We start from the raw sequence: 17,863 nt of genomic DNA, 5'->3' as shown, positions 1-17,863 counted from the left end.
GGGCGGGGGCGTGCGGCACCGGCCCGCCTCCGCCCCCGCCTCCGCCGCAGCGGTTCCTACCAGTTGGTGAACGCCCCGTCCGCCGTGCGCAGATGGGGGCGCTCGGCGGCGGTGGCCTGGTACTTGCGGGCCTCTTCACGGTCGATGTCGACCCCGATCCCGGGCAGTTCGCTGAGCTCGATCCGGCCCGGCGCGACCACCGGGCGGTGGGTGAAGAGCGCGGCGATGGCAGGTTCGGGGTCGGTCTGGTGCTCCTGGATCGCCACGTTCGGGCAGGCCAGGTTGAGTTGGAGCGAGGAGGCCGCGGTGACCGGGCCGAGCGGGTTGTGGGTGGCGAGCTTGATGTGGTGGGCCTCCGCCATGGCCGCGATCTTCTTCGCCTCGGTCAGACCGGCGGCGACGCCCACGTCGACCCGGGCGTAGTCGATGAGTTCGTCCTCGATCAGGGACCTGAACTCCCATTTGGATCCGAACTGCTCCCCCGCGGCCAGCGGGACGCCGGTGCGCGCACGGAGCATGCGGTAGCTGTCGGTGTTCTCGCAGCGCAACGGGTCCTCGACGAAGTACGGGCGGGCCGCCTCGATCTCCCGGCACAGGGTCAGCGCCTCGGGCGGATCGAGCCGTGTGTGCACGTCCAGGATGAGCTCCACCTCGTGGCCCACCGCGTCCCGTACCTGGTGGAAGAGCTCGACGGTGTCGCGCAGGCAGCGGCGGGCGTCGAGCACGTCGTCGGCGTCGTGCGGAGCGGCGAAGCGCAGATGGCGCCAGCCGGCCCCGACGAGGTCGCGGCAGCGGTCGAGGAACCACTCGCGGTCGTGGTAGCCGTCGCCTACGTGCACGTAAGCGGGTACGTGGTCGCGCACCCGGCCGCCGAGGAGCTCGTGCACCGGTACGCCGAGCGCCTTGCCGCGGATGTCCCACAGCGCCACGTCCACCGCGGCGATGGCGGCGCCCAGTATCCGGTCGGCGGGGAAGAAGCCGCGGCGGAACATCACCTGCCACAGGTGCTCGATGCGCCGCGGATCCTCACCGGTGATCAGCTCGGCCAGATGCTCGAGCCCCCCGGCGACCGCCTTCTGCCGGGACCTGATGCCGACTTCGCCCAGGCCGTGGATGCCCTCGTCGGTGTCGACCACCACGAGCATCATGCTGTCGCCGTGGTCGGGCAGAGTCAGCACTTCCAGGCCGGTGATCTTCATGCCACTCCTCTATGAAAACGTTCCCGCAATTTCAGCATCATTGATGAGAACGCATCATCCGCACTGGGAACCGCCCTGCACAAGCCCCTTGCAGACAGCAGATTTTCCTTGTGGAAACACCCTTGACACGTCCGGGAACGTTCGCAAGGATCCACCGCATCCAGCAGGAATCAACGAGGAGGCCGTCCGTGGCAGTCACAATCCGGGAGGTGGCGAGCGCCGCGGGCGTCTCGGTGTCGACGGTGTCCCGTGCGTTCACCGCACCCGACCAGGTCCAGCCGAGGACCCGGCAGCGCATCCTGGACGCCGCGGCCAAGCTGGGCTACTCCCCGAACCCTGCGGCGCGCAGCCTGCGGGGCGGCGGCACGGGGACGCTCGGGCTGATCGTGCCGGACATCGCGAACCCGTTCTTCCCGCCGATCGTCAAGGCGATGCAGGCGCGGGCCCGGCGGCTGGGGTACACGGTCCTGGTCGCCGACAGCGACGAGCGCGAGGCCGATGAGCTGGAGGCGATCGCGGCGGTGTCCAAGCGGGTCGACGGCCTGGTGCTGTGGGCCTCCACGCTCACCGAGGACCGGCTGCGGGAACTGTCGGACCGGATGCCGGTGGTCGTGGTGAACCGCCATGTGCCGGGCATCCCCGAGGTGCGGATCGACCTGTCGGCCGGAATCGCGCAGACCGTCGAGCATCTGCGCGCCTACGGCCACCGCCGCTGCGTGTTCATCAACGCCTCGCGCGCCGAGCTCAGCCGCGGCAAGTCCATCCAGGAGTCCTTCGAGGCCCTGGACATCTCACTCGTGGAACTCGGCCCGTACGAACCGCGGTTCGAAACCGGCGTACACGCGGCCACACTCGTCGGCGCGCACGGCGCCACCGCGGTGATCGCCCACAACGACCTGGTCGCCCTCGGCGTGCTGCACCAGTTGTCGAACCTGGGCATCAGCGTCCCGGGAGACGTCAGCGTCGTCGGCATCGACGACACCCTGCTGGCCTCCGTCTCCACGCCCGGCCTGACCACCATCAGGATCGACCCCGAGGAGATCGCCACCCGGGCCGGCGATCTGCTCATCGAGACGATCGCCGGCCGTACGGGCGACGGCGACGCGCCCTGCGTGGAGATCGGCTCCCGCCTGGTCCCGCGCGCCTCCACCGGCCCCGCGCCCGCCCACTGAACATCTCCGGCCGCCGAGACCTCTGAGCTCTCCCGAGCCCTCTCCCTACCCTCCCCCGCCCTCCTTGGAGAAGAAATGTCCAGAACCTCCCGACGTGCGGCCGTACTCGGCTGCATAGCCGTGGCCGTGACCCTCACCGGCTGTTCCTCCGTCACCCCGGGCAAGGCGGGCTCGGGCGGCGATCTCGTCCTGCGGGTCCAGGGCATGCCCCCGGCCACCGACAAGCCGGCCCTGGCTCTGTTCAAGCAGCAGATCACCGACTTCGAGAAGGCCAACCCGGGGATCCGGGTCAAGGGGTCCACCACCGTCTTCGACCCGCTGACCTTCTCCGCCAAGCTGTCGGGCGGCAACGTCGAGGACGTCATCAAGGTGCCGCTGACCGAGCCGCAGCGGCTCATCCAGCAGAAGCAGGTCCAGCCGATCACCGGGCAGCTCCAGGAGTGGGACCACTTCAAGGAGTTCAACCCGCAGGTCCTCAAGCCTGTCAGCGACAGCTCCGGCGACGTCTTCGGCGTACCGCAGAATCCGTACGCCCAGGGCCTGGTCTACAACCGGGACCTGTTCGAGAAGGCCGGTCTCGACCCCGACAAGCCGCCGACGACGTGGGAGGAGGTCCGGACGGCCGCGAAGAAGATCAGCGAGAAGACCGGCAAGGCGGGCTTCGTCCACGAGTCCAAGGACAACCAGGGCGGCTGGCAGCTGACGATGCTGTCGTACGCGTTCGGCGGCGAGCTGCAGACGCGGCAGGGCGGCACGTACACCGCCACCCTCACCGGCCCGGAGACGAAGAAGGCGCTCGGTCTGCTGAAGGACATGCGCTGGAAGGACGACTCGCTGGGCCGCAACCTCCTCAACAACCAGAACGATGTCGTCAAGCAGTTCGCGGCGGGGCAGGTCGGGATGTTCATGGGCAGCCCGGGCACCTACCGGCTCGCCAAGATGCAGTTCGGCATGGAGGACACCGACGCCTTCGGAGTCGGCGCCATGCCGCAGTCCGGCGGCAATGCCACGCTGACCGGCGGCGACATCTACATGGTCCCGAAGTCGGCCGACGCGAAGCACGCGGCGGCCGCGGTCAAGTGGCTGACCTTCGCGTACGCGCAGCCGCAGTACAGCACCGAGATCGCGGCGCAGCAGGCCAAGGCGCTGTCCGCCGATCCCAAGTCCGCGGTGGGCGTTCCGACCCTCCCGGTGTTCGACGCCGAGCGGCAGAAGAGGATCAACGCGGCCATCGAGCCGTACGTCAACGTGAAGCCGGAGAACTTCCGGCCGTACACCGAGGGCCTGTCGAAGCTCGACCTCAAGCCCGAGCCGCCGTACCAGGCGCAGCAGCTCTACACAGCGCTCGACTCGGTCGTCCAGTCGGTGCTGACCAAGCGGGACGCCGATGTCGACGCTCTGCTGGCCGCCGCCGAGAAGGACGTCAACACCAAGCTCTCCGCCGGTCAGAAGTAGCCCGCCATGAGCCTGCTCACCTCTTCCCGGCGCCCCGCCGCCGTGCACAAGGAGCCGCCCGCGGCGTCCGCCGGCCGTTCCGGTCCACGCACCGGGGCCCTGCGCAAGCAGGTCACCGCGTGGCTGTTCCTGGTCCCGACGCTGCTGATCTTCGGTCTCTTCGCCTGGTGGCCGATCCTCCGCAGCCTGCTGATCAGCTTCCAGCGGACCAATCTCGTCGATCCCGCCGTCTGGGTGGGGCTCGACAACTTCCGGGCGGTCTTCGACGATCCGCTGCTGGGCACCGCCGTCCAGAACACGCTGCTCTTCGTCGGCCTCGGCATCCTGATCGGCTTCCCCGCACCTCTGGTGCTGGCCGCCATCATGTCCACGGTCCGGCGCGGCGCCGGGGTGTACCGCTTCCTCGTCTATCTGCCCGTGGTCATCCCGCCGGTGGTCGCCATCCTGCTGTGGAAGTGGTTCTACGACCCGGGCAGCGGACTCTTCAACAGCGCCCTCGGCAAGGTGGGGCTCGGCCCGTACCCCTGGCTCGAATCCTCCGACAGCGCGATGCTGTCGCTCGTCCTGGAGGCGACCTGGGCGGGCATGGGCGGCGCCGTCCTGATCTATCTCGCGGCCATGGTCGGCATCCCGGGCGAACTGTACGAGGCCGCCGAGGTCGACGGAGCCGGGATCTGGCGCCGGCTCTGGCACATCATGCTTCCGCAGCTGAGGCCGGTCATCGGGCTGCTGCTGCTCGTGCAGCTGATCAACACGGTGCAGGTCTTCACCGAGCCGTACGTCTTCACCGGCGGCGGTCCGGAGAACTCCACCCTCACTGTGCTGCTGCTGATCTTCCGGTACGCCTTCCAGGACGGCGCGTACGGCCAGGCGGCCGCGCTCTCCTTCCTGATGGTGCTCGCCCTCGCCCTGCTCTCCGCGGTCTATCTGCGGGCCACCCGCAGCTGGAGCAAGACATGACCTCCCTCACCACCTTCGTCTCCACCAACGACCGGCAGCGGCCCGCCGTCCGGGCGGCGGTGCGTTCCGTCCAGGTCCTCACGCTGATCCTGCTGCTGCTCATCGGCATCGGGCCGCTCTACTGGATGGTCAAGGGCGCGGTGTCGCCGCCGACCGAGCTCACGACACAGCCGCTCGCCCTCTGGCCCGACCGGCCGGTGCCCGGCAACTTCTCCACCGCGTACACCGACCTGGGTGTCGGCCACTACCTGATGAACACCTTCCTGGTGGTCGGCGGTTCGTGGCTGGTCCAGCTCTTCGTCTCGGCCACCGCGGGCTTCGCGCTCTCCGTGCTCAAGCCCCGGTTCGGCAAGGTCGTCTACGGGGCGATCCTCGCGACGATGTTCGTGCCGTACACCGTGAACATGGTCAGCCTCTTCATGACAGTGATCGATGTGCCGTTCCTCCATCTCAACCTCGGTGACACCTACTGGGCGATCTGGCTCCCCGCAGGAACGAACGCCTTCACGGTGCTGCTCGCCAAGCAGTTCTTCGACGCGCTGCCCAGGGAGCTGTTCGACGCCGCGCGGGTCGACGGCGTCAGTACCCGCCAGTTGCTGACGAAGATCGTCCTGCCGATGAGCCGGCCGGTGATCGCCGTGATCAGCCTGCTGGCGGTCATGCACAGCTGGAAGGACTTCATCTGGCCGCTGGTCGCGATCACCGACCCGGAGAAGCAGCCGATCAGCGTCGCGCTCGCCCAGCTCGCCACCCAGGCCCCGCAGGACCAGCTCATCGCCGCGATGGTGCTGGCCGTCGCGCCGCCCGTGCTCGTCTTCGCCGTCTGTCAGAAGTACATCGTCGCCGGACTCGGCTTCACCGGCGTCAAGGGCTGAACTCCGCCCTGCCCCCCGCACCTTCTCTTCGGGACAAGAGAAAGGCACCACCATGTCCGTACACCGCCGCAGATTCCTCCAGGGCACGGCCGCCGCCACCGGCGCGGCCCTGCTCCCCACGGGGGCCGCGCACGCCGCGGCCCCGGTGACCCTCTCCGCCGAGGGCGTCACGATCGTCGGTCAGAGCGACGGCAACGTGCTCGTCCAGGACGGCTCGGGCACCGGCCACGTCCTGCTCAGTCACTTCATGATCAAGGACAGTGTGCTGGGCCAGAAGCGCACCTTCGGCGGCACACCCGCGCAGATCACGCTGCCCGACGGCCGGCCCGCACTCCAGGTCACGTACGCCATGGGCAGTGACGCGCCGGGTATCACCGTGCGCGGCACGTTCGACGTCACCGCACGCACGGTGCACATGAAGTGGGAGGCCGGTGGCTCCGGCACGCTGACGCCGACCGGCTTCATGTTCGCCCGTACGCTCCAGGGGGCGAGTGCCCCGGAGTCGTACGAGGCGCTGACCGTCTGGGAGCGGGACGCGCGCGGCGGCATCCCGTACGAGCGGAACGCGGGCGGTGTCTACGCCGGCACCTGGACCGGCACCAAGGGATTCTTCTGCCTCACGTCCACCAACCCGGCCTACACCAACGCGACCTGGATCCACTCCCCCGGTACGTCGACCGGCGCGGACACCGCCGTCACCGAGGCCGAGTTCGTGCTCGGCGAGCTGCGGCCGCGGGCCGCCGGGGCGCTGGCGGCGGGCCGTCCGCTGGGCGTCGAGGTGTGGACCGACCAGCCGTTCAACCTGTACCGGGCGGCCGGGCAGTCCATGCTGCTCAAGGCCCAGGTGGTCAACGGCGGCGCCGCGCCGAAGCCGGTGACCCTGAAGTGGTGGGCGCGCGACTTCGCGGGCACGAAGCTCGGCTGCTCCACGGTCCGCAGAACGGTGGCGGCGGGCGGCTCCTGGGATGTGTCCTTCCCGGTCACCGCGCCGTCCCAGGGCATCGTCTTCACCGAGGTGGAGGTCGTCTCGGGCAGCGACAGCGCGCTCGCCCGCACCAACCTCGCCGTGCTCCCCGACTTCGCCTACAAGGCCGGTACGGAGTCGATGTTCGGGATCGCCAATTACCCCTGGTTGCTGAAGCCGGGCAAGGAGGCGGTTCTCGGCCTGCTGAAGACGCTCGGCGTCAAATGGGTGCGGATCGCGTACGCCGGCGCCCCGGGCATCGACATCGCGACCCTGGACGCCAACGGCATCGCGCACAACGTCGAGCTCAGCGGCATTCCCACCGGCGGCACGGCGGAGCAGATCGCCGCCTGGGCGGACACCAATGTCGCCAAGGCCCTGGCAGCGCAGGCCCGGTACTTCGAGGTCAGCAACGAGGTCAACCAGCCGTGGATGTCCGGCAGGGGCGCCGACCTGTACGTACGCGACGGTCTGAAGCAGGTCACCGACCGGCTGGCCGCGGCCGGTTCGGACATGAAGGTGATGAACGCGGGCCTCGGCGGCATGGACTACGTCTGGACCGAGAACTTCCGGGCGGCGGGCGGCTGGGACCTCATCGACGCCTTCGCCGTCCATCCGGGCCGCGGGAACTTCACACCCGACTACGCACCGGACCCCGCCGAGTGGACCCAGGGATCGTCCGGCACGTACTGGAACTTCCTGGGCGCGGTCCGCAAGGCCAACGCGCTCATCGCCGAGTACGGCGGGAACAAGGAGCTGTGGCTCACCGAGGCGTACGCCCCGACGAAGCCCAACGCCTGGTGGGCCGACACCTACCGGCACGCGGCGGAGAACGTGCTGCTGACGCTCGCCCTGGCCAAGGCCGAAGGCGTCCGGGGCGTCAACTGGTACCAGCTGCACGACTCCACCGTCCTGCACCCGCAGGAGGCGGACCCGGCGAACCCCGAGTACCACTACGGCCTGATGAACCGCGACACGAGCCCCAAGCCCTCGCTGCTCGCCTTCGCCACGGCCGCACGCGTACTGGACCGCGCCGCTTACGTCCGGCCGCTCGTCTTCGCCGACCCGGACGTCAAGGGCCTGCTCTTCACCACCCCGGACGGCCCGGTCTCGATCCTGTGGAGCCGGAAGGACGGCTACATCCTCAACGCCGATCACGGCGAGGACCCCTGGTACGCCTCGCCCGAGCCGTGGACCGACACCTGGACGACCAGGACCGCCGTCGTCGCCCACTCCGCGGCGGTCGGCGGCACGGTGAAGGAGCTGAACTGCATCGGGCAGGAACGCACCCTCACCGCGTCCGGCGGCAAGGTCACTCTCACCCTCGACGGCGCCCCGCGCATCTACTACGGCCTCGCCGCCAACCCCGACTGGAAGTAAGAGCCTCCCATGAGGAACGAAACCGCACGGCACGACATCACCGTCGTCGGCGGCGGCCTGGCCGGGGTCAGCGCGGCCATCGCCGCCGCCCGGCTGGGCCGCACCGTCGCCCTGATCAACAACCGGCCCGTCCTCGGCGGCAACGCGAGCAGCGAGGTCCGCGTCTGGGTGTGCGGCGCGACCGGGCACGGGAAGAACCACTACGCCCGTGAGGGCGGCATCATGGGCGAGCTGTTCGTCGAGAACCAGTTCCGCAACCCTGACGGCAACCCGTACTACTGGGACACCGTGGTGCTGGACGCGGTCCGCGCCGAACCGGGCATCACCCTCTACCTCAACACCGATGTGCGCGAAGTGGACGCGGACGGTCCCGAGGACGCCCGGCACATCACCGCCGTCACCGGCTGGATGATGGGTTCCGAACGGCGGATCCGCTTCGAGAGCGACGTGTTCCTGGACTGTTCGGGGGACGGGCTCATCGGATATCTCGCCGGCGCCCGGCACCGTATCGGGCGGGAGTCCCGGGCGGAGTACGACGAGCCGTGGGCACCCGTGACCGCCGACTCGCTCACGCTCGGCTCGACGCTGCTCTTCTACACGAAGGACGCCGGACGCCCCGTCAAGTTCGTGCCGCCCGACTTCGCCAGGAACATCGCGGAGACGTCCATCCCGCAGCGCCGCATCATCAAGTCCGGTGACAACGGCTGCGCCTACTGGTGGATCGAGTTCGGCGGCGAGCTCGACACGGTGCACGACAACGAGCGCATCCGCGACGAACTGTGGGCGGTCATCTACGGCATCTGGGACCACATCAAGAACTCCGGCGAGTTCGACGCCGGGACCATGACGCTGGAGTGGGTGGGCTCGGTGCCCGGCAAGCGCGAGTACCGGCGCTTCCTCGGTGACTACGTCCTCCACCAGGGCGACATCCTCGGCCAGACCGAGTTCGCCGACCGGGTGGCCTTCGGCGGCTGGTCCATCGACCTGCATCCGCCGAAGGGTGTGTACGCCACCGAGGACGGGGCCAAGCAGCGGTACGCGGACGGGATCTACCACATTCCGTACCGCAGCCTCTATTCGGTGAACACGACGAATCTGCTGTTCGCCGGGCGCAACATCTCCGCCAGCCATGTCGCCTTCGGCTCGACCCGGGTGATGGCGACCTGCGCCACGATCGGGCAGGCCGCGGGCACGGCCGCCGCGTTGTGCGCCGCGGGCGGTGTCGCGCCGCGCGCGCTGGAGGCCGCCGAGCTGCAGCGGACGCTGTTGCGCGAGGACGCCTCGGTGATCGGCCTGCCCTCCGCCGACCCGGAAGACCTCGCCCTGAAAGCCGAGGCCACCGCGTCGTCGGCGCTGGCGGGGCCGGATGCGCCGACGCCCGGGGAGCGGTGGCCGCTGACCGCCGACGCGGGTCTTCTGCTGCCCGTCGACCCGGAACTGACCGGGCTGGACCTGCTCGTCGACGCCGACCGGGACACGGAACTCGTGGTCGAGCTGTACGACCCCGAGCTCGGCCAGAACTACGTCCCGCGGCGCCTCGTCACCTCCGTCACCGTCCCGGTGGCCGCCGGGCCGAAGCAGTGGGTTCGCACCGGGCTGCGCTGGTCGCCTCCCACCGCCCGCAATGCCTTCGTCGTCGTCCGCGCCAACGAGGACCTCGCCCTGTACAGCGCCGGCGGACCGGCCCCGGGCGTCCTGTGTCTCACCCGGGTGCCGCTGCGCCCACAGGACGAGTCGCCGCAGCCGCTGCGGGAATGGACCGACGCGGGACTGCAGCGCCGCACCTTCTGCCTCCGTACGGGAGAGACCTCGGCGTACGCCCCCGCCAAGGCCGTGGACGGGTACGCCCGCCCGTACGCGGGACCGCACATGTGGGTCTCCGAGCCTCTGCGGGAGGGCGAGGAGGAGTGGCTGCAGCTGTCCTGGCCCCGGCCGGTCACCCTGTCGCGGATCGATGTACTCGCCGACGACGACGTCAACGAGGACCTGATCAATCTGCACCACCACAGGACACCTTTCGACACGCTGCCCACCCTGCTGCGCGACTACCGCGTCGAGGCGCGCAGGCCGGACGGCAGCTGGCACGTCCTGTCGCGCACCTCGGACAACCGGCGCCGCCGCCAGGTGCACACTCCGGACGAGCCGGTCACCACCGCAGCGGTGAGGATCGTCGTCGAGTCGACCAACGGAGCCGCGTCGGCGCACATCGTCGCCGTACGCGCATACGCATAGGAGCAGAGCGTGGTCACACGAGTCCTGGTCACCGGGGCGGCCGGGCGGATCGGCCGGGCGGTCCTCGCACTGCTCGCCGAGCGCTCCGTCGATGCGAACGCACTCGTCCTGGAGGACCCGGGCGACCTGACCGCCCGGCTGGTCGTCGCCGGGGACGCCGCCGACCCGGCGACGGTGCGGGCGGCGCTGGACGGCGCCGACGGGGTGATCCATCTGGCGGCGATCCCCACGCCGGAGCGCAACAGCGCGCAGGAGGTCTTCGCCACCAACACACTCACCACCTTCACCGTCCTGGAGGAGGCGGGGTCGGCCGGTGTGCGGCACGCCGTGGTCGCCAGCTCCTGGGGGATCACCGGTCTGCCCTGGACGGCGCAGCCGTCGCCGCACCCCGCGTACGTCCCGGTGGACGAGGCGATGGAGTCCCAGGTGGCGGACGCCTACGGACTGTCCAAACAGGTCGACGAGCTGACGGCCGCGACGATGGCGCGGCGGCATGCGATGAGCGTGATCTCTCTGCGCTATCCGTTCGTCGGCGGATTCGACGAACGGCTGCGCGCGCACGCGGCGCGGCTCACCGCCGAACCGGCCGCGGGCGCCCGGGACCTGTGGACCTATCTGGAGGTGCGGGACGCGGCACGGGCCGCTCTGCAGGCCCTCGGCGTCCGGGGCCCGGGCGCCCACGCCGTCCATGTCTGCGCTCCCGAGACCCTCGTGCCGTTCCCGACGGAGGAGCTGATGCGCCGCTACCACCCGACGACTCAGCTGCTGCGTCCGCTGCCCGGGCGCACCGCCCCGGTCGACACCACGGCGGCCGTGCGGCTGTTCGGCTTCACCGCGGAGCATCTGCTCGACGACTGAGCCGGTCCCCGACGACCGAGTGAATCCGGGGGGCGCTTCCCGGCAGAGGAGGTGCCGCAGACGGGGCCCTGCGGATTGATCGGTTAGCTTCCGAGAGTGACCAATTATGTAAGGACACTGACGATTATGACCGTTCTGGGCGCGGTGCTCGGCGGTGGCCTCGTCGGTTGCGGGAGCTCGGGCGACTCCCGGGGGAAGACGCCCTCGGCCGGGCGCACACCGGTCGCCGCCCACGCACCGGCCCACCCCCCGTCCTCAACACCCCCGGCAGCACCCCCGGCCGCGAAGCCGCCCACCATGGCGCCCGGCCCCGCCGGGCTGACACCCGTGTTCAAGCGCGGCCTCAGGAGTACCGGGAAGGTCGTGGCGCTCACCTTCGACGCCGACATGACGGCGGACGAAGGGCCGCGCGCGGCCGAGGGTGAGCGCTTCGACAATCCGGAACTGATCGCCCTGCTGCGCCGGCTGAAGGTGCCGGCGACGGTCTTCATGACCGGCCGGTGGGCCGAGGAGTACCCGGCCCAGGCCCGCTCCATCGGCACGGACCCGCTCTTCGAGATCGCCAACCACTCCTACAGCCATTACGCCTTCACCTCGCCCTGCTACGGGTTGCCGACCGTGGAGGACGACGCGATGCGCGGCGAGGTGGAACGGGCCTTCGGTGCGATCCGGAAGACCGGCGCCCGCCATGTGGTGCCGTACTTCCGCTTCCCCGGCGGCTGCTACGACGACGCCTCGCTGCGCGCGCTCGCGCCGGAGAAGGTGACGGCGGTGCAGTGGGACGTCGTCAGCGGTGACGCGTTCGCGACGGACGCGGACGCGGTGGCGCAGCAGGTGCTGGACGGGGTGAAGCCCGGATCGCTGGTCGTCATGCACTGCACCCGCAGTGCGGCACCGGTCACTGATGAGGCAGTGGACCAGGTGGTTCCGGAGCTGCGGAAGCGCGGATACCGCTTCGTGAAGGTGTCGGAGCTGATGTCCGGCTGACGCACCTCAGCCGGAGCAGGCCGTGCGCTGGGCCTCCTGCCATTCGCAGACCGGGCAGAGCGTGATGCCCTTGACAGACTCGGCGTACTCGGTCGGCTTCCGGCACAGCACGCACTCGGCGTACGGGGGGCCTGCGGCCCTGTCCGGGGAGGCGGCCGGAGTCTCGCAGTAGGTCTCGTTCGCGGGCTCGTCCCTGCTCTCATCCATGTGTACGAGCCTACTCAGCCGCGCACCGACGTGAGTCTGCAGGCGAGCGTGGCGGCCGCGGCCGCCACGGCCGCCGCGCCGGGCAGCGGCAGGACCGGCACAGGGACGGTGCCGGTGAGCGAACCGGTGACCAACCCCGCCACCGCGTAGTTCGCGGGCGATCCGCTGGTCACCAGGGCCAGCAGCGACGCGAGCACGGTCGCCGCGATCGACCAGCCGCGCCGGTGCAGCAGCGGCCGGGTGCACAACGCGCCGACCGCCGCCCCGAGCAGGACGCAACAGGCGGTGGCGAGCAGCCCGGCGAGCCCGGCGGACGGCAGTGGGACCTCGACCGCGTGGTCCGTACTGGCCGGCTCGCTGATCAGCAGCACGAACAGGGTGGCGGCCGCGCCGAGCAGCCCGGCGCACCCCAGCGCGGTGAGCAGGGCCGCCAGGTGGGCTCTCGGCTGCCCGCCCACCGCCGCGGCGACGACCGTCCGGGCGGCGGCCGGCTCCTGGGTGGCGCAGACCTGCACGAGCCACGCCGTGACGGGCAGCAGCCCTGCCGCCGTGTAGCCGAGCGAGTCCAGCACCGGCTGTCCCGGGCGGACCCCGACGCCGAGGGAGACCACGTACAGGAGCACGGGCGCGAGCCAGCGCTGGGAGCGCAGCAGAAGGGCGGCCTGGTAGCGGATCAGTGCGGTCATGCCGTCTCGTCGGGGTTGCCGGGAAGAGTCGAGAGGTGGCTGATGTGCCAGGGCGGACGGGCGGCGAGCAGGGCGCCCAACAGGGCATCGGAGTGCACGGCCGCGACGGTGAGCCGCAGCGCTCCGTCCCCGGCGGCCGCCCGCACGGGGGCGCCGGGCAGTCCTGCGGGGAGTGTCGTGCCGGGCGGGCCCGTGACCTCGATCCGTACCCGGGGGCCGGCCGTCGTCCCGGCAGGGGCAAGGGGTGCTGCGACCAGCCCGGTCCCCTCGACGCGCAGGACCATGCCGACCGCGCCCGCGAGCCGTCGCGCGTCATGGTCGACGAACACGACGGTGGAGCCCGCGGCCACGCGTGCCGCGACGGCCCGGTCCAGTTCGTCCCGGGCCGCGGCGTCCAGGCCGGTCCAGGCCTCGTCGAGCACCAGCAACTCCGGTTCGGCCAGGAGAGCCTGGGCGACCGCGACCTTCTGGCTGGTGCCCTTGGAGAGCTCCGCGAGCGGTGTGCGCGCGTGCCCGGCGGCCCCGAAGCGGCTCAGCCACTGCCGCGCCCGCTCGGCCGCCTCGGCCGGGCGCAGCCCGTGGATCCGGCCCAGGTGGACGAGGTAGCCGGCGGCGGTGAAGGGCAGCGCCGCCGGGAACCGCTCGGGGACGTACGCCGTGCGCGGCCGACCGCCGGTGATCCGGCCCTCGGTGGGGGCGTCGACCCCGGCGAGGAGCCTCAACAGGGTGGACTTTCCGGTGCCGTTGGCCCCTTCGACGCGGACGAGGGAGCGCGCGGGGAGACCGAGGTCGACCCCGCGCAACACCCATGGTCCGGCGAGGCCGTACCGTCGGCCGACCCCGCTCAGCCGCAGGACTTCGGCACCCGGTTGTCCTGCACTCAGTTGGACGACGCCTTCTCGGTCTTGAGCTCGCTGGGACGTACGATCACGAACCCCTCGCCGTCCAGGCGCAGCTGGACCGCCTCGCCCGAGCCGCCGCGCAGCATCGAGCCGACGCTCTGCGAACGGTGCAGCGACGTGTTCAGGTGGGCGCTCCAGCCGACGACCGCGTCCGTGTCCACACACACCGGCTGCTGGGGCGTGACGGGGATCACTATGGGGTTCCCCTCACACATCAGGCCGAGCTTCCCGTAGCCGGTGAAGACACTGTTGAAGAGTCCGCCACCGGTCATCCCGGCCCCCTTCACGGTCTTGATCTCGTACGCGAGTGTGGCGTCGAAGCACAGGACGTTACGGCCGTTGATGGTGAGGACGTCGCCCTGCTCCATCTCCACGATGAAGCAGTTGGCCGCCTCGTGCGCGAACCACGCCTCACCCTGGCCGCGCACCGCCATCAGCGGCAGACCCTCACCGGTGACGGCACGCTTGAGCATGCCGCCGAGGCCCTGACCCTTGCGCTCGAACTGGAGATCGCCGCGGAAGGCGATCATCGACCCCTGGCGGGCGTGCATCTCGCCGTTGACCGCGTACTTGATGGATTTGGCGTTCTGCAGGGTCATTCCGGGGGCGGTGGCCTGCTGCGCCATGTGCTCGCTGGAAAAGAGATCGCTCTTCATGCGGTGCATCCTCACCCGGAGGGTTTCATTCCGCCAAGAACGGGTTCCGGGGCGCCTGGCAGACTGGACGAGTGAGCAGCAACGACACCCCCGAGTCCCCGTCCGTTCCCGCAGCCCTGCCGTCGGACAGCCCCTTCCGTTCCGAGCGGACGAACCGGGACGAAGCAACTCAGTATGTACTGCCGTTGGTGGTGCACATCGAGAAGAGCGCTCCGCCGGCCCGCACCGACGCGCTGCGCACGGCCGCCCGGGCGGTGCTGGTGATGCTCTCCGACGAGCGGTCGACGGGCGAGGGCGAGTGGGCGCAGGTGATGCGCGACTGGCAGGACGCCCGGATCCGCAAGGTGGTGCGGCGGGCGCGCGGCGCGGAGTGGCGCAAGGCCTGCGCGCTGCCCGGGATCACGGTCACGGGCGACGAGGCCGAAGTGCGGGTCTACCCGCCGGTGCCGCTCGACGGCTGGCCGAAGGAGCTCGCCAAGCTCCAGGTCTCCGGAACGGACCTGGACGACCCCGAGCCGCCCGCCGCGCCCGACCTCGCCGGGCCGGTCCTCTGGCTGAACCCGGAGCTCGACATGTCGGCGGGCAAGGAGATGGCGCAGGCGGGGCACGGGGCCCAGCTCGCCTGGTGGGAGCTGTCGGACACGGAACGCAAGGCGTGGCGCGAGGCGGGCTTCCCGCTCTCGGTCGCGACCCCGGGAGCGGACCGCTGGCAGGAACTCACGGTGAGCGGGCTGCCGGTGGTGCAGGACGCCGGGTTCACCGAGATCGCCCCCGGGTCGTGCACTGTGGTCGCCGACCATCCGGCACTGCGCCGCTGATCCGTCCGCACCCGTACACAGGTCTCTGCCCGGACCGTTGAGAGGTCCGGTCCGACGCAATGGTCCGGTCCGACGCAATGGTCCGGTCCGACGCAATCGTTCGGTCCGCTGAATGGTTCCGACCGTTGAATGGTCCGGTCCGCCGATACGTATCCCCTGATGCCGCCGCACTGGCAATACTGCCCGGTAGGTTGAACGGCCGGTCAGTCCACGGCCGTTGCGACCGGCGGTTGCTTGGACGCCGTCACGCCTCGGCCCGGGAGAGACCTCTGTGCGACGCATCAACGGAACGGCCCTCATCATCGCTGCGCTCGTCGCCACGCTCGGCGCACTGGCCTACCCGGTCTGGTCGTACGCCGACCGCTCCGGCACCGGTCAGGCGAACCTCGACGCGTCGTCGACCGCCACCCAGTGGGGTCCGCTCTCCGCGACCGACCGGGACTTCCTGGTGAAGGTGCGCCTGGCCGGGCTCTGGGAGCTGCCCGCCGGGCAGCAGGCCATCGAGCGGGCACCGACCGAAGCGATCAAGGCCACCGGGGACCATCTGGTCGTCGGACACACCGATCTCGACCGCCGGGCCAGGGACGTGGCCGCCAAGCTCGGTGTGGAGCTGCCGAACCAGCCGACCGAGCAGCAGCAGGGCTGGCTGCGGGAGCTGACCGCGGCGAGCGGCGAGGAGTACGAGCGGAAGTTCGCCAATCTGCTGCGCAACGCGCACGGCAAGGTCTTCGCGCTGATCGCCCAGGTCCGGCACACCACCCGCAACACGCTGATCCGGCAGCTGGCCACCGACGCCAACCAGACCGTGCTCGACCACATCACCATGCTGGAGAGCACGAGCTTCGTGGACTTCGACGCCCTCGCCCGCGAGGCGGCCGGGGCGGCCACGGCCAGTCCGACGGGACCCCCGGTGGCGCCGAACGGCTCCGTCCTGCCGCAGCCGGTTCCCGCGGCGCCGACCGGGGACCAGTCCTTCACCTCGCGTCCCTCCACGGCGCCGATGCCCTGAAGACCCCGAGGGCGGGTCACCCGGCCGCCGGAGCTCCGGAACCTCAAATCGAGCTCTGAACGTCCCCCTCTTCGGGTTCACCGCTGCGCGGCGGGGCCATGACCCCTGCACGGAGCGGAGGAGGGGGACACCATGAAGCTGGGAATCGGGATCGGCTGGCGGCCGGAGATCGCCGATGCGGTGGAGGCGTTGCCGGGGATCGACTGGGTGGAAGCGGTGGCGGAGAACCTCTGCGCCGACCATCTGCCCGCGTCCCTGGTCCGGCTGAGGGAGCGCGGCGTCACCGTGGTGCCGCACGGGGTCTCACTGGGCCTGGGCGGGGCGGACCGCCCCGACCCCGGCCGACTCGCAGGCCTCGCGACTCGCGCCGCCCTGCTGGGCACTCCCCTGGTGACCGAGCACATCGCGTTCGTCCGGGCGGGCGGCGCGCGCACCGGCTCACCGGTGCTGGAGGCGGGACACCTGCTGCCCATCCCGCGTACATGGGCGGCACTGGACGTGCTGTGCGAGAACGTACGGATCGCTCAGGACTCGCTGCCGGTGCCGCTGGCCCTGGAGAACATCGCGGCGCTGATCTCCTGGCCGGACGAGGAGCTGACCGAGGGCCAGTTCCTCGCCGAGCTGGTCGACCGCACGGGGGTGCGGCTGCTCATCGACGTGGCCAATCTGCATACGAACCACGTCAACCGGGGCGAGGACCCGGCCACGGCCCTCGACGAGCTGCCGGTGGAGGCCATCGCGTACGTCCACGTGGCCGGCGGCGTGGAGAAGGACGGCGTCTGGCACGACACGCACGCCCACCCGGTCACCGCTCCGGTGCTCGGCGTCCTCGCCGAGCTGCGCTCCCGAATCGCCCCTCCCGGCGTACTGCTGGAGCGCGACGACGACTTCCCGCCGGCCGCCGAGCTGGCGGGCGAACTGGACGCGATCCGCGCCACGCTCGACGCCGGAAGCGGCTCCCGGCCGCGGCCGGTCCACGGGGGCGCGGCGTCCGGCCCGTCGAAGACCACAGCCGCGGCGGACGCGGCGTCGACGGGCGCGGCACCGGCGGACGCGGCCCCGGCGGGCGAAGCCCCGACGGACGCGGCGTCGGAGTCCCTTCGTGACCGGGTCGCGGTCGCGCAGGCCTCGCTGCTGTCCGCCCTCGTCGCGGGCACCCCCGCCCCCGAGGGCTTCGACCACCGCCGGCTCGGCATCCAGAGCCGTGCCCTGGCCGCCAAGCGCGCCGATGTCGTCGCCAAGGTGGCCCCCGAGCTCCCGGAGATCCTGGGCCGCGACTACCGGGGCGCCTTCCTCGCGTACGCCAGGAACCGTCCGATGTCCGCCGGATACCGGCGTGACGCCCTGGACTTCGCCGAGCAGCTGCTCATCGCCGGCCGCCCCGCGGACGCCGCGGCCCGCCGCCGGCTGACCCACTGGTGGCAGGACCGCGCGGCTCCCCGGCCGCCCCGCCGCACCGTCCGGCTGGTCCGGGCGGCCCGTTCCGTTCTCGTAGGGAGGTGA

The 17,863-nt window shown here is 71.0% G+C and carries 16 protein-coding genes; 11 read left to right on the top strand and 5 right to left on the bottom strand.

The genetic code is table 11. The features are described 5' to 3' along the window. Positions 1 to 56: 56 nt before the first annotated feature. Positions 57 to 1,199 (bottom strand): mandelate racemase/muconate lactonizing enzyme family protein, encoded by a 1,143-nt coding sequence (locus ACIOEW_RS30635; RefSeq protein ID WP_401967660.1) that lies wholly within the window; start codon positions 1,197 to 1,199, stop codon positions 57 to 59. Between the two features lie 188 nt (positions 1,200 to 1,387). On the opposite strand from ACIOEW_RS30635, the gene ACIOEW_RS30630 reads away from it, so the two are divergent. The 8 genes from ACIOEW_RS30630 to ACIOEW_RS30595 all read left to right on the top strand — a co-directional run bounded on the left by ACIOEW_RS30630 (position 1,388) and on the right by ACIOEW_RS30595 (position 12,082). After that, the gene (locus ACIOEW_RS30630; RefSeq protein WP_362548183.1) at positions 1,388 to 2,371 is read left to right on the top strand and encodes a LacI family DNA-binding transcriptional regulator; all 984 of its coding nucleotides are present in this window, start codon (positions 1,388 to 1,390) and stop codon (positions 2,369 to 2,371) included. Positions 2,372 to 2,446: 75 nt separating this feature from the next. Next, on the top strand, positions 2,447 to 3,826 hold the full coding sequence (locus ACIOEW_RS30625; protein ID WP_401967658.1) for an ABC transporter substrate-binding protein: 1,380 nt from the start codon (positions 2,447 to 2,449) through the stop codon (positions 3,824 to 3,826). A 6-nt stretch (positions 3,827 to 3,832) separates the two neighbouring features. Further along, positions 3,833 to 4,786, top strand: coding sequence for a sugar ABC transporter permease (locus tag ACIOEW_RS30620; RefSeq protein ID WP_362548179.1), 954 nt, complete (start codon positions 3,833 to 3,835; stop codon positions 4,784 to 4,786). After that, positions 4,783 to 5,661 (top strand): carbohydrate ABC transporter permease, encoded by an 879-nt coding sequence (locus ACIOEW_RS30615; RefSeq protein WP_362548176.1) that lies wholly within the window; start codon positions 4,783 to 4,785, stop codon positions 5,659 to 5,661. The genes ACIOEW_RS30620 and ACIOEW_RS30615 overlap by 4 nt, the downstream gene beginning before the upstream one ends. 52 nt (positions 5,662 to 5,713) lie before the next feature. After that, the gene (locus ACIOEW_RS30610; protein WP_401967655.1) at positions 5,714 to 8,005 is read left to right on the top strand and encodes a hypothetical protein; all 2,292 of its coding nucleotides are present in this window, start codon (positions 5,714 to 5,716) and stop codon (positions 8,003 to 8,005) included. A 9-nt stretch (positions 8,006 to 8,014) separates the two neighbouring features. Then, entirely contained in the window at positions 8,015 to 10,237 is a 2,223-nt protein-coding gene (locus ACIOEW_RS30605) for an FAD-dependent oxidoreductase (protein WP_362548172.1), read from the top strand. A 9-nt stretch (positions 10,238 to 10,246) separates the two neighbouring features. Continuing rightward, entirely contained in the window at positions 10,247 to 11,095 is an 849-nt protein-coding gene (locus ACIOEW_RS30600) for an NAD-dependent epimerase/dehydratase family protein (RefSeq protein WP_401967653.1), read from the top strand. Positions 11,096 to 11,221: 126 nt separating this feature from the next. Further along, positions 11,222 to 12,082 (top strand): polysaccharide deacetylase family protein, encoded by an 861-nt coding sequence (locus ACIOEW_RS30595; RefSeq protein ID WP_401967651.1) that lies wholly within the window; start codon positions 11,222 to 11,224, stop codon positions 12,080 to 12,082. 6 nt (positions 12,083 to 12,088) lie between these two features. Here the strand turns inward: ACIOEW_RS30595 and ACIOEW_RS30590 are convergent, their stop codons facing one another. The 4 genes from ACIOEW_RS30590 to ACIOEW_RS30575 all read right to left on the bottom strand — a co-directional run bounded on the left by ACIOEW_RS30590 (position 12,089) and on the right by ACIOEW_RS30575 (position 14,533). Further along, positions 12,089 to 12,289: a hypothetical protein gene (locus ACIOEW_RS30590; RefSeq protein ID WP_362548163.1), complete on the bottom strand. Its 201-nt coding sequence runs from the start codon at positions 12,287 to 12,289 to the stop codon at positions 12,089 to 12,091. A 14-nt stretch (positions 12,290 to 12,303) separates the two neighbouring features. Beyond that, a complete protein-coding gene (locus ACIOEW_RS30585) occupies positions 12,304 to 12,975 on the bottom strand; it encodes an ABC transporter (RefSeq protein WP_401967649.1) in 672 nt (223 codons plus the stop codon). Next, positions 12,972 to 13,781, bottom strand: coding sequence for an ATP-binding cassette domain-containing protein (locus ACIOEW_RS30580; protein ID WP_401967646.1), 810 nt, complete (start codon positions 13,779 to 13,781; stop codon positions 12,972 to 12,974). The genes ACIOEW_RS30585 and ACIOEW_RS30580 overlap by 4 nt, the downstream gene beginning before the upstream one ends. Before the next feature lie 74 nt (positions 13,782 to 13,855). After that, complete coding sequence (locus ACIOEW_RS30575; protein ID WP_362548154.1) at positions 13,856 to 14,533, bottom strand: AIM24 family protein; 678 nt, start codon at positions 14,531 to 14,533, stop codon at positions 13,856 to 13,858. Between the two features lie 71 nt (positions 14,534 to 14,604). Between ACIOEW_RS30575 and ACIOEW_RS30570 the strand changes: the two genes are divergently transcribed. The 3 genes from ACIOEW_RS30570 to ACIOEW_RS30560 all read left to right on the top strand — a co-directional run bounded on the left by ACIOEW_RS30570 (position 14,605) and on the right by ACIOEW_RS30560 (position 17,863). Further along, positions 14,605 to 15,351 carry a peptidyl-tRNA hydrolase gene (locus ACIOEW_RS30570; RefSeq protein WP_401967643.1) on the top strand — a complete coding sequence of 249 codons (747 nt, stop codon included), beginning with the start codon at positions 14,605 to 14,607 and terminating at the stop codon, positions 15,349 to 15,351. A gap of 271 nt (positions 15,352 to 15,622) precedes the next feature. Further along, positions 15,623 to 16,360 (top strand): DUF4142 domain-containing protein, encoded by a 738-nt coding sequence (locus ACIOEW_RS30565; RefSeq protein ID WP_362548148.1) that lies wholly within the window; start codon positions 15,623 to 15,625, stop codon positions 16,358 to 16,360. Between the two features lie 132 nt (positions 16,361 to 16,492). After that, positions 16,493 to 17,863, top strand: coding sequence for a DUF692 domain-containing protein (locus ACIOEW_RS30560; RefSeq protein ID WP_401967641.1), 1,371 nt, complete (start codon positions 16,493 to 16,495; stop codon positions 17,861 to 17,863).

It is taken from the genome of Streptomyces sp. NPDC087901, assembly GCF_044742205.1.
GTDB lineage: Bacteria > Actinomycetota > Actinomycetes > Streptomycetales > Streptomycetaceae > Streptomyces.
This window is presented reverse-complemented; position numbering and strand designations above follow the sequence as displayed.